This is a genomic window from Streptomyces sp. WI03-4A, from assembly GCF_033792105.1.
GTDB classification, from domain to species: Bacteria; Actinomycetota; Actinomycetes; order Streptomycetales; family Streptomycetaceae; genus Streptomyces; species Streptomyces collinus_A.
This window is the reverse complement of the sequence record NZ_JARAUO010000017.1, coordinates 140,901-152,618: the sequence shown is the minus strand read 5'-3', so window position 1 is coordinate 152,618 and position 11,718 is coordinate 140,901. Positions and strand designations below refer to the sequence as shown.

The window sequence follows — 11,718 nt, the reverse complement described above, 5'->3', positions numbered from 1 at the left end:
GCACCGGCCCGGTCCGGCTGGCCGGCGCCCAGGTGCCCATCGGCCCCGGCCCCCGGGTCGCCGACGCCCGGGCCGCCGCCGTCAAGGCGCCCCCGCCGGAGGCGGGGCTGGTCGCGAGCTGGTCCCGCCCGCGTCCCGGCGTCAACGGCGCCGACCCCGCCGTACCGGCGCTGCCCCAGGAGCCGGCCGGTGGCTGGCGCCCGTGGCGCTTCCGCATGTCGAACGACGTCTGGGGCACCCCGTCCGTGGACGGCGACCTCGTCTACGTCACCTCCTTCGAGGTGCACGCCCTGGACGTGGCCACCGGCCGCCGGCGGTTCAAGACCCGGGACGTGGCCTGGTCCATGGCGGTCGCCGACGGCCGCGTCCACGCCTCCGACGGCCCCACCCTGTTCGCCCTGGACGCCCGCGACGGCGGCGACCTGTGGCGGCTGTCCACCGACGCCTGGGTCTACTCCCTCCAGGCCGACCACGGCACCGTCGTCACCGGCACCCGGGGCGGCGGCGTGCAGGCGTGGGAGGCCACCAACGGCCAGAAGCTGTGGGAGATCTCCGGCTGCCAGACCGACTTCGAGTCCCCGGAGGCCGGACCCGCCGTCCACGACGGCACCGTCTACGTGTGGCAGGACGCCCGGCTGCGCGCCCTGGAGGCCCGCACCGGCGAGGAGCGCTGGTCGTACCCCATCGGCGACGCGGCCTCCTGCGGCGGCGTCCCGGTACGCCTCGCCCCGGCCCCCGACGGCTATGTCTACGTCTCGGCCGGCACCCGGGTTCTCGCGATCGACGTGGTGAGCGGCATGGTGCGCTGGCACTTCGAGGCCCCGGCGGTCTTCCTGTGCCCGCCGGCCTTCACGCCGGGACCCGCCGTCACCGGCGGCGGCGTCTACCTGGCCGACTACCTCGGCACGGTCTACGCGCTGGACGCCACCGACGGCCGCGACCGCTGGCGCATCGCCACCGAGGCGCGCTCCTCCGTCGAGCCGGTCCTGGTGGCCGCCGGGCATGTGCACGTCGGCAGCGGCAAGGGCCTGTACACCCTGGACGCGGTCACCGGCACCCCGAAGTGGCGTTTCCAGGCCGGCGGCGACGTCGTGGGCACCCCCGTGGTCGCCGAGGGCCGTATCCACTTCGGCTCCACCGACCACCTCCTCTACACCCTCAAGGCCGACGACGGCCGGCTGCGCTGGAAGCTCGCCACCGGCGGCGAGATCACCGGCTCGCCGGTGGTCAGGGACGGGGTGGTGTACGCGTGCAGCAAGGACCGCTGCGTGTACGCGCTGGACGCGGAGAAGGGCACGGGGACGGCGCGGACGGCCTGAGCGGGCGGCGGCCCGAGCGGGCGACGGCCTGCCGGGCCGTGCCCCCGGCCGCTAGGGTGAAGGCATGCACATGCAAAGACAGAAGCGCGTGCTCAGGTTCTCGGCCGTGCTCGTGTTCGTGGTCCTCGCCCTGACGGGCTTCTCCAGGGGACACAGCCGCGGCCACCACTACAAGAGCGGCCACGGCGGCGGAGGGTGCAGCAGCTCGCACCAGGACCACGACGAGACCTCGTCGTCCTACCGCCGCTCGTACGGCAGCTCGTCCGGCACCACGAGCAGCGGCTCCTACGGCCGTTCGTCCGGCACCTCGCCCAGCCCCAGCGCCTACCTGGACGACGCCACGGTCCGGCTGCTGAGCTGCGCGACGAAGGCGGACCCGTACGCGAAGGTCCAGGTCACCAACCCGAACGCCACCCGCGCGACCTTCGCGGTGACGGTCTACCTCAAGGACCGGAGCGGCAGAAGCATCGACTTCGACGACCTGGACGTCACCGTGCCCGCCCACGCCGGCCGCACCGCCCGGATCCCGGTCGACAAGGCGGACCTCGCCCGGCTGGACCACTGCGAGCCCCAGCCGAACGCCCCCGCCGCGCGCTGACGCCTCACCGCGTCCCGAACCCGCCCCGGCGCCGCGCCTCGAACAGCTCCGCCTGCCGCCCGGGCGGCAGGTTGCCGAGCGCGATGAGGTGCGGCGCCTGCGCGAACGCCTGGGCGCGCGCCGCCTCCTTGGCCGCCCACAGGGCCCGCACGGTCCCCTGCACCCCCTGGGCCGGACACCCGGCGACGACGGTGGCGCACCGCACGGCCGCGTCCAGCGCCCCGCCCGGTTCGGTGACCTCCGACACCAGCCCGATCTCGTGGGCGCGCCGCGCGGAGATCCGTTCGGCGGTTCCCATGAGCATCATCCGGGCCACCTCCCCGTACGGCATCCGCTGGGCCATCAGCACCGACTCGTAGGCGCAGACCATGCCGTACGTGGTGTGCGGGTCGAAGAACTCGGCCGTCGGGTCGGCGACGACGAACTCGCTCTCCCCGAGCAGGTAGAAGGCGCCGCCGCAGGCCATCCCGCGCACCGCGGCGACGACCGGCTTCCACAGGTCGTTCGCCTTCGGCCCGACCGTCAGCAGCGGATCGTCCTGCATGTACGGCGACGACGGCTGCGGCACCACCGCGTCCCGGTCGATCCCGGTACAGAAGGCCCGTTCCCCGGCCCCGGTGAGCACCACGGCCCGCACCGAGTCGTCGAACCGCAACCCGCGCCAGATCCCGGCGAGTTCGCGGGCCGTCTCCAGGTCGATGGCGTTGAGCCGCTCGGGCCGGTCCAGCGTGACCACGGCGACCCCGGTGTCCTTGTCGGTGTCCAGGCGCACGCCCTTCACGCGAGCACCCACTGCGGCAGCCCGCCGGAGAAGACCACCCGCACCCGGGCGCCGATCCGGACGCGGTCCGGGTCGAAGGAGCCGAGCGGCGCCCCCGCGCGCGTGACCAGGTTCCCGACCAGCCGGATCCGGGGGGCGTCCGCCAGCTCCACCACGATCACGTTGTACGGCGCCTGCTCCGCGTAGCCGGGCAGCAGTGGCGGATGCGGCACGACGTACGACCACACCCGCCCGCGTCCCGAGACCGGGCGCCACTCGCCGGCGAAGGACTGGCAGTGCGGGCAGCAGGGGCGGGGCGGGAAGCGGGGCTCGCCGCAGTCGGCGCAGGCCTGCACGCGCAGTTCGCCCTGGGCGGCGTACTCCCAGAAGGGGGCGCCGTCGGCGTCGGTGACGGGGGTCAGCATCGCGGTTCAGCTCCTCAGCAGCAGGGCGGAGGTGGGGACCCCCTCGCCGGCGGTGATCAGGCAGGTGGCGGCTCCCGGGACCTGCGCGGTGCTGGTGCCGCGCAGTTGCCGCACCCCTTCGTTGATCAGGTTGAAGCCGTGCACGTAGGCCTCGGAGAGCCCGCCGCCCCCGGTGTTGAGGGGCAGCCGGCCGCCGATCTCCAGGGCGCCCTGCTCGGTGAAGGCGCCGCCCTCGCCTCGCCCGCAGAAGCCGTACCCCTCCAGGGAGAGGGGGACCAGAGCGGTGAAGGCGTCGTAGATCTGCGCCACGTCCACGTCCTCGGGCGTGAGGTCGGCGTGCTTCCACAGGTGCCGGGCGGCGGTCCAGGCGGGGCCGGTGAGCGGGTCGTCGTTCCAGTAGTTGACCATCCCGTGGTGCTGGGCGGGCAGGCCCTGGGCGGCGGAGTGGACGTACACCGGCCGCCGCCGGCAGTCCCGCGCGCGTTCGGCGGAGACGACGACGCAGGCGAGGGCCCCGTCGGTCTCCAGGCAGTTGTCGTAGAGGCAGAGCGGCTCGCTGATCCAGCGGGAGGTCATGTACATCTCGCGGGTGAGCGGCCGGTCGTACATGATCGCGGCCGGGTTCTGGTTGGCCCGGTTGCGGCAGGCCAGGGCGACGTTGAACAGGTGGTCCCGGGTGGCCCCGTACTCGTGCATGTACCGCCGGGCCAGCATGGCGATCTCGTCGGCCGGCCTCAGCAGCCCGAAGGGCCGGGTCCACTGGCCCGGGGTCGGGAGCTGGACGGCGGTGCTGGTCCACGGCCGGGGCCCGCTGCCCCGTTTGCGCGAGCGCCAGGCCACCCCGACGGTGGCCTGCCCGGCGGCGATGGCGGCGGCCAGGTGCGCGACGGTGGCGCAGGAACCGCCGCCGCCGAAGCCGACCTTGCCGAAGAACGTGAGGTCGCCGAGCCCGACGGCCTTCGCCAGCTCCACCTCGTCGGTCTCCTCCATGGTGTAGGAGGCGAGGGCGTCGACCTCGCCGGGGGCGATCCCGGCGTCGTCGAGAGCGGCGAGAACGGCCCGGCAGGCGAGGGTCCGTTCGTCCTCCGGGAGCTGCCGGGCGAAGGCGGTCTGCCCGATCCCGACGATGGCGGTGGCGTCCTTCAGCCCCGTACCGGCCATGCTGCACCCACCCTTCTGCTGCTGACAGCCCGTCAGGTTACAGCTAATCTGACGGGCAGTCAGCTACGGTGCAGGGGGCTGCTATGAGTGACTGGGGCACCATCCCGGGCCTGGTGCGGTGGTCGGCCGAGCGGTACGCGGACGCCGAGGCGGTGGTCGAGGGCCGCACCCGGATCACGTACGCCGAACTGGGAGCCCGCGTGGAGCGGGCCGCCGCGGCCTGTCTGGCGAGCGGGGTGCGGGCGGGCGACCGGGTGGCCGTCTGGGCCCCCAACTGCCTCGACTGGATCGTCGCGGCCCTGGGCGCGGTGTCGGCCGGTGCGGTGCTGGTGCCGCTGAACACGCGCTTCAAGGGGGCCGAGGCGGTCGACGTGCTGCGCCGCAGCGGGGCGCGGCTGCTGTTCGTCACCGGCACCTTCCTCGGCACGTCGTACGTCGCGTCCCTGCGCCGGGCGGCGGGCTCCGCCGACGGCACCGGCCGGCCGCTGCCCGGACTCCCGGCCCTCGAACATGTGGTGGTCCTCTCGGACGACGCCCCGCGCTCCTTCCTGACCTGGAAGGACTTCCTGGCGGCGGGCGAGGGCACCGGAGCGGACGAGGTGCGCGCCCGGGCCGCCGGACTGACCGGCCACAGCCTCTCGGACATCGTCTTCACCTCGGGCACCACCGGCCGTCCCAAGGGCGTGATGACCACCCACCGGCAGACGCTCCGGGCCTACGAGATCTGGGCCGCCCTGGCCGGCCTGCGCGCCGGCGACCGCTACCTGATCGTCAACCCCTTCTTCCACACCTTCGGCTACAAGGCCGGGGTGATCGCCTGCCTGATGCGCGGGGCGACGATGATCCCGCAGCCGGTGTTCAACGTGGACACGGCACTGGCGAACATCGCGGCGGAACGGGTCTCGGTCCTCCCGGGCCCGCCCACCCTCCACCAGTCCCTGCTGGACCACCCGGCCCGCGGCGCCCACGACCTGTCCGCCCTGCGCCTGGTGGTGACCGGCGCGGCCGTCGTACCGCTGCGGCTGGTGGAACGGCTGCGCGGGGAACTGGGCGTGGACACCGTTCTCACCGCCTACGGCCTCTCCGAGGCGAGCGGCATCGTCACGATGTGCCGCCGCGGCGACGACCCGTCGGTCGTCGCGGCCACCTCAGGCCGGGCGATCCCCGGTACGGAGGTGAGAGTCGTCGACGCCGGGGGCGCGCCGGTGCCGGCGGGCAGTCCCGGGGAGGTGCTGGTCCGCGGATTCCACGTCATGCGCGGCTACTTCGAGGACCCGGTGGCCACCCGGGAGGCGGTGTCACCGGACGGCTGGCTGCGCACCGGGGACGTGGGCGTCCTGGACGCCGCGGGCAACCTGCGGATCACCGACCGCCTGAAGGACATGTTCATCGTCGGAGGCTTCAACGCCTACCCGGCGGAGATAGAGCAACTCCTCGGCGCGCATCCCGAGGTGGCGGACGTGGCGGTCGTCGGCGTCCCCGACGCCCGGCTCGGCGAGGTCGGCGAGGCGTACGTCGTCCGCCGCCCCGGCGCGGTCCTCACCGCCGACGACCTGATCGCCTGGTCCCGCCGCGAGATGGCCAACTACAAGGTCCCCCGCACGGTCCGCTTCGTCACGGCTTTGCCGCGCAACGCGAGCGGAAAGGTGGTGAAGGGGGAGCTGCGGGCTCCCTGACCCGCCCCCGCACACACCTCGGCCGCGACGGCTCCCCCTCCGCGCCGCCGCGGCCGAAATCCCCCGTCCTCGGGCTGTTACTTGGTGGTGCGGTCCAGCGCGGGCGGGACGGGAGCGTGGCTGTCCATCGTGGTGATGTCCTCAGCCGGAGCAGGAGCGTGGCTGTCGTCGGGGGTGACGACGGTGTCCTTGCTCGGCGGGGCCGGCGCGTGGCTGTCCATCGTGGTGATGTCCTCGTCGCCCTGCTTGATGTCGCTCATGGTTGGGAACTCCCCTGAATCAAGTACTGCGATGGTGAACGCTCGCTCGGCAACTCCCCCGTGTGCCACCGAGCGAGCGTTCCTGGGGCCGATCACCTTATCCGTGGGCCCAAGCCGATCCGCCCGCCCCCCGACGCGACGGGATCGACACCACTGAGGTTGGCAGGCGGTCATAAACGTTTGCTGAACGCCCCCGCCGGGTCAGGCCGCGGCGATGGGATCGAGGAGCAGCCGCAGCTCGGCCGCCTCGGCCGCGCCCGACCGCTCGTGGATGCTGAGCGCCTCCCGCCAGCAGGCCCTCGCCCGGTCCACCTGCCCGAGTCCGTCGAGCGACCTGCCGAGGAGGGTCAGTACGTTGGCGCGCATCCAGTCACCGCCGATGCAGCCGGTGCTGAGGGCCTGTTCCGCGTGCTGTGCGGCCTGCGCCGGCCTGTGGCACGTGAGGTGCACCTGGGCCATCCGGAAATGGGTGGTCCCCTCCCAGAGCCGCTGCCGGTTCTCGACGAAGATGTCGTGCGCCTCGGTGAACTGGGCCAGCGCCTCGGTGGTGCGGCCCGCGTGGCTCAGCGCGATGCCCAGGGCGTACCGCGCGTTGGCGAGGCGCACCGTCAGCCCCAGCTCGTCGTAGATGGCGATGCCCCGCTCCACGAGCTCGATGCCCGACGAGGTGCGGTCCATGGAGACCAGCACCCGCGAGAGGTTGCACAGGGCACTGGCCTCGCCGGGACGGTTGTCGTCGTCGCGGAACGCTTCGATGGCCATGAGGAGGTGCGCCTCGCCGACGGCGTGCTCGTTGCGGCAGATGGCGATGATGCCCAGCTCGTTGGGTGCGTTCCCGCACGTCCAGGGGTCGCCGGAGGCCCTGCCGAGCGCCAGGGCCTCCTGGGCCTGCCAGGTCGCCTCGTCGAACTGGCCCGCTTTGATCAGTACCTGGGTGAGCGTCACCCGCGCACGCCCCGCCGCGTGCGCGTCGCCCAGGGCGTCGGCGGCGTCACGTGCCGCCCGGGTGGCCGCCTCGTAGGCCAGCGAACTGGCACCCGACTCCGCCAGGTCCTTCGCGGCCAGCAGCAAGTCGACGCCCCGCCGCAGGGTCCCGGGACCGAGCGACTGCTGGACGCACGCGAGAAGGCTCGCCGCCTCCGCGTGCAGCCAGTCCAGTGCCCGTGCGTCGTCCACGAACTCCTGGGCCGCCCGCCGCGTCGTCTCCAGGTGGTCCACCGTGCGGTCGCCCGGGCGCTCTATGGCGTACACCCGGGTCGCCGACGCCAGATAGAAGTCCAGCAACCGCGACATCGCCGCCGCCCGCTCGCTCGGCGGCTGCTCGTCCCGTTCCGCGCAGGCACGCGCGTAGAGCCGGACCAGGTCGTGGAAGCGGTAGCGGCCGGGTGCCGCGGACTCCAGCAGGGACGTGTCGACCAAAGACTCCAGCAGGTCCTCGGTGTCCTCCGGCGGGAGGTCCAGGACGGCGGAGGCGGCCGCGAGGGACATGTCGGGGCCGTCGGCCAGGCCGAGCAGGCGGAAGGCGCGGGCCTGGGCCGGCTCCAGCTGGCCGTAGCCCAGCTCGAAGGTCGCCTTCACCGCGAGGTCGCCGGCCTGCAGCTCGTCCAGCCGGCGCCGCTCGTCGGCGAGCTTGGCCGCGAGGACAGAGACCGTCCAGGTGCGGCGGGCGGCCAGCCGGGACGCCGCGATACGGATGGCGAGGGGCAGGAAGCCGCAGGCCGCGACCACGTCCAGCGCCGCCTCCCGCTCGGCCGCCACCCGCTCCTCGCCCACGATCTTGGTGAACAGGGACAGCGCCTCGTCGGGCGACATCACGTCGAGGTCCACCAGGTGCGCCCCGGCGAGGTCGAGCATCCGCACCCGGGAGGTCACCAGGGCAGCGCAGCCCTCCGTGCCCGGCAGCAGCGGCCGTATCTGCGCCGCGTCCTTGGCGTTGTCCAGCAGCACCAGGACCCGGCGGCCGTCGAGGACCGAGCGGTACAGCGCCGCCCGCTCCTCCAGGGAGTCCGGGATCGCGGAGTCCGCCGTGCCCAGGGCGCGCAGGAAGGAGCCGAGGACCGTCTCGGGTTCGGCGGGGCGCGGTCCGGCACCCTGGAGGTCCACGTAGAGCTGGCCGTCGGGGAAGGCGGGGCGGGCCCGGTGGGCCACGTGCACCGCCAGCGTCGTCTTGCCCACGCCGCCGATCCCGGCCAGTGCCGAGACCGCCATCACCCGGCCCTCCGCCTCGGACGCGGAGGCCAGCACCTCGCTCAGCTCGGAGACGAAGGAGGAGCGCCCGGTGAAGTCCGGCACGGAGGCCGGGAGCTGGGCCGGGCGCACCGGGACCACGGCGGGCTCGGCGGCCGGGGTGGACGGTTCGGCGAGCGCCGGGTCCGCCCGGAGGATCCGCTGCTGGAGCTCCCGCAGGCCCGGCCGCGGGTCCACGCCCAGCTCCTCCGCCAGCAGGCGGCGGGTGTCCGCGTACACGGCGAGCGCCTCCGCCTGGCGGCCGCTGCGGTACAGCGCCAGCATCAGCAGCTCGCGCAGCCGCTCGCGCAGCGGGTGCGCGGCGGTCAGGGCGGTCAGCTCCGAGACGGCCTCAGCGTGGCAGCCCTGGTCCAGGTCCATGTCGAGGCGGGTCTCCAGGAGCTGGAGCCGCCACTCCTCCAGACGGACCCGCTGGGTGTCGGCGTAGGGTCCGGGCACGCCCGCCAGCGGCTCGCCGTCCCACAGCGCCAGCGCGCGGTTCAGCACCTCGCGCGCCTCGCCCAGGTCGCCCGCGCCGCGCGCCTTCTCCGCCTCCGCCGCGAGGTCCTGGGCGGTCGCGAGGTCCAGCGCGCCCTCGCCGAGCGAGCGCACCGCGTAGCCGCCGGACTCGCTGACCAGCACCCCGGGATCCAGCACCTTGCGCAGCCGGGAGGCGTACGTGCGCAGCGCGGCCAGCGCCTGGGACGGCGGCTCGGTGCCCCAGAGCGCGTCGATCAGCTCCGCCGCCGTCGCCGTGCGGCCCTCGCGCAGCAGCAGGGCGGCCAGCAGGGCGCGCTGCTGGGGCGAGCCGGTGTTCAGCGGCTGCGCGCCGCGCCAGGCCCGTACCGGACCGAGCACGCCGAAGCGCAGCACGTCCGGCTCCGCGATGGCTCCGGCCGCGGCGCCGGCACGCCGCTGCTCGGGTACTCGCGGCCCACCGTCCATGCGTTCGCCCCCCTAGGCATCACGAAACACTCCGTCAGTTTGCCTTGTTCAGGCCGGTTGCGTCAGCCGTGGGAGACGCCGATCACAGCCGTGGGGTTTCGGGTTCACAAGGTGCACACACGGTCTTCGCACGGAGTCGGCCGACACCGCTAGCTGACGGACCGTCAGATCGGCGCTACCGTGAGCGCCATGGACACCCCGAGCGCATTCCCCCGGATCATCTCCGTCGACGACCACACGGTGGAGCCCGCGCACGTCTGGCAGGACCGGCTGCCGAAGAAGTACCTGGACACCGGACCACGCGTGGTCCGCGCCCCGCTGAAGGAGATGACCTTCCTCGGGGGGCGGTTCGCGCCGGTCATGGGTGAGCCGGGCGGCCGCGAGGGGCCCGTGGGCGACTGGTGGGTGTACGAGGACCTGCACCGGCCGCTGACCCGGCTCGACACCGCCGTGGGCTACGACCGGGACGAGATCAGACTGGAGGTCATCACCTACGAGCAGATGCGCGCCGGCTCCCACGACGTGCCGCACCGGCTGGCCGACATGGACGTCAACCACGTCCAGTCCGCGCTCTGTTTCCCCACCTTCCCCCGTTTCTGCGGCCAGACGTTCACCGAGGCCCGGGACAAGGAGCTGGCCCTGCTCTGCGTCCGTGCCTACAACGACTGGATGGTGGAGGAATGGTGCGGGCCGCGGGCGCGGGGGCGGCTGATACCGCTCACCCTCATCCCGCTGTGGGACGCCGAGCTGGCCGCGGCCGAGGTCAGGCGCAACGCCGAGCGCGGGGTCCGGGCCGTCGCCTTCTCCGAGATACCCCCGCATCTGGGCCTGCCGTCCGTGCACACCGACGCCTGGGACCCGTTCCTCGCCGCCTGTGACGAGACCGGCACCGTCGTCGCCATGCACATCGGCTCCAGCAGCCGGATGCCCTCCACCTCGGCGGACGCCCCGCCCGCCGTCGGCTCCACGATCACCTTCGCCAACTGCTGCTTCTCGATGGTCGACTGGCTGATGAGCGGCAAGTTTGAGCGCTTCCCCAACCTGCGGGTCATGTACGCCGAGGGGCAGATCGGGTGGATCCCGTACATCCTGGAGCGCGCGGACGTCGTCTGGGAGGAGAACCGGGGCTGGGGCGGGGTCGCGGACAAGGTGCACCGGCCGCCGTCCGAGCTTTTCGCGAGGCATGTGTACGGCTGCTTCTTCGACGACGCCTTCGGGCTGCGCAACCTGGACGCCATCGGGGTCGGCAACGTGCTCTACGAGACCGACTACCCCCACTCGGACTCCACCTGGCCCAAGTCCCGTGAGGTGGGCGAGGCGCAGATGGGGCACCTGCCCCCGGACGTGGTCGAGCGGATCGTGCGGGGCAACGCCATCGACCTGCTGGGGCTCACCCCGGACGGACTCTGGCCGGGTGCCCGGTGAGCCTCGCGTACGGCATCCAGCTGCCGGTCCAGTCGCAGAGCACCCTCTACACGGAGGGCTGGGAGGCCGCCGCCGGGCCGGCCGACCTGGTGGAGATCGCGCGGGCCGTGGAGCGGGCCGGGTTCGACTACCTCGCCTGCTGCGACCACGTGGGCGTCCCGCGCCGGCTGGCCCCGGCGATGAGCACCGTCTGGTACGACCCGGTCGCCACCCTGGCCCACCTCGCGGCCGTCACCCGGCGGGTCCGGCTGCTCAGCCACGTGGCCGTGGTCGGGCTGCGGCACCCGCTGGTCACCGCCAAGCAGTACGCCACCCTCGACCACCTCTCCGGCGGGCGGCTCGTCCTCGGGGTGGGCGCGGGACACGTGCGCGAGGAGTTCGAGGCGCTGGGCGTCGACTTCGAGCGGCGCGGGGCCGTGCTCGACGAGGCGATCGACGCACTGCGGGCGGCCCTGGGGCCCGAGGAGTTCCCTGAACACCACGGCAAGCTGTACGACTTCGCCGGCCTCGGGCAGCGGCCCCGGCCCGCCCAGCCGCACGTCCCGCTCTGGGTGGGCGGCTCCTCGCCGGCCGCCGTCCGCCGGGCCGCCCTGAGGGGCGACGGCTGGCTGCCGCAGGGGGACCCGCGGGACCGGCTGCCCGGGCAGATCGAGCGGCTGCGGCGGTTGCGCGAGGAGCACGGCGTCGAGGCGCCGTTCACCGTCGGTGCCCTCACCGAGCCCCTGTACGTCGGGCGCGCCGGCTGGGACGTGGGGCGGCGCACCCTCACCGGGCCGCCGGAGGAGATCGCCGAGTCGCTGCGGGCGTACCGCGCGATGGGCGCGCACCAGATCCAGGTGCGGTTCCGCAGCCGGAGCCGTGCCGAACTGCTGGACCAGATCGCGGCGTTCGGGGCGGAGGTCGGGCCCCGCCTTCACTGAGGA

10 protein-coding genes are annotated in these 11,718 nt (G+C 73.8%); 5 read left to right on the top strand and 5 right to left on the bottom strand.

Features of this window, described 5'->3' with window-relative positions; all coding sequences use genetic code 11:
• Both PV343_RS19475 and PV343_RS19470 read left to right on the top strand, forming a co-directional pair.
• A partial coding sequence (locus PV343_RS19475; protein ID WP_319148218.1) for a PQQ-binding-like beta-propeller repeat protein occupies positions 1 to 1,319 on the top strand: 1,319 nt, incomplete at its 5' end.
• Positions 1,320 to 1,383: 64 nt separating this feature from the next.
• The gene (locus tag PV343_RS19470) at positions 1,384 to 1,917 is read left to right on the top strand and encodes a hypothetical protein (protein WP_319148217.1); all 534 of its coding nucleotides are present in this window, start codon (positions 1,384 to 1,386) and stop codon (positions 1,915 to 1,917) included.
• A gap of 4 nt (positions 1,918 to 1,921) precedes the next feature.
• On the opposite strand, the gene PV343_RS19465 is transcribed toward PV343_RS19470, so the two are convergent.
• Genes PV343_RS19465 through PV343_RS19455 form a run of 3 tightly spaced genes read right to left on the bottom strand, consistent with a single transcriptional unit; the run spans position 1,922 to position 4,263 of the window.
• On the bottom strand, positions 1,922 to 2,710 hold the full coding sequence (locus PV343_RS19465; protein ID WP_319148216.1) for an enoyl-CoA hydratase/isomerase family protein: 789 nt from the start codon (positions 2,708 to 2,710) through the stop codon (positions 1,922 to 1,924).
• Positions 2,695 to 3,102 carry a Zn-ribbon domain-containing OB-fold protein gene (locus PV343_RS19460; protein ID WP_319148215.1) on the bottom strand — a complete coding sequence of 136 codons (408 nt, stop codon included), beginning with the start codon at positions 3,100 to 3,102 and terminating at the stop codon, positions 2,695 to 2,697. Before PV343_RS19460 ends, PV343_RS19465 begins: the two co-directional genes overlap by 16 nt.
• Before the next feature lie 6 nt (positions 3,103 to 3,108).
• A complete protein-coding gene (locus PV343_RS19455) occupies positions 3,109 to 4,263 on the bottom strand; it encodes a lipid-transfer protein (RefSeq protein ID WP_319148214.1) in 1,155 nt (384 codons plus the stop codon).
• Positions 4,264 to 4,346: 83 nt separating this feature from the next.
• Here PV343_RS19455 and PV343_RS19450 point away from each other — a divergent pair, with 83 nt between their 5' ends.
• Positions 4,347 to 5,939: a FadD3 family acyl-CoA ligase gene (locus tag PV343_RS19450; RefSeq protein WP_319148213.1), complete on the top strand. Its 1,593-nt coding sequence runs from the start codon at positions 4,347 to 4,349 to the stop codon at positions 5,937 to 5,939.
• Between the two features lie 77 nt (positions 5,940 to 6,016).
• Here PV343_RS19450 and PV343_RS19445 read toward each other — a convergent pair whose 3' ends face one another.
• On the bottom strand, positions 6,017 to 6,199 hold the full coding sequence (locus PV343_RS19445; protein WP_319148212.1) for a sigma-like protein: 183 nt from the start codon (positions 6,197 to 6,199) through the stop codon (positions 6,017 to 6,019).
• Positions 6,200 to 6,400: 201 nt separating this feature from the next.
• Positions 6,401 to 9,370: an AfsR/SARP family transcriptional regulator gene (locus PV343_RS19440; RefSeq protein WP_319148211.1), complete on the bottom strand. Its 2,970-nt coding sequence runs from the start codon at positions 9,368 to 9,370 to the stop codon at positions 6,401 to 6,403.
• Positions 9,371 to 9,559: 189 nt separating this feature from the next.
• On the opposite strand from PV343_RS19440, the gene PV343_RS19435 reads away from it, so the two are divergent.
• Positions 9,560 to 10,795: an amidohydrolase family protein gene (locus PV343_RS19435; protein WP_415923501.1), complete on the top strand. Its 1,236-nt coding sequence runs from the start codon at positions 9,560 to 9,562 to the stop codon at positions 10,793 to 10,795.
• Positions 10,792 to 11,715, top strand: coding sequence for an LLM class F420-dependent oxidoreductase (locus tag PV343_RS19430; RefSeq protein ID WP_319148209.1), 924 nt, complete (start codon positions 10,792 to 10,794; stop codon positions 11,713 to 11,715). The genes PV343_RS19435 and PV343_RS19430 overlap by 4 nt, the downstream gene beginning before the upstream one ends.
• The last annotated feature ends 3 nt before the right edge of the window (positions 11,716 to 11,718 follow it).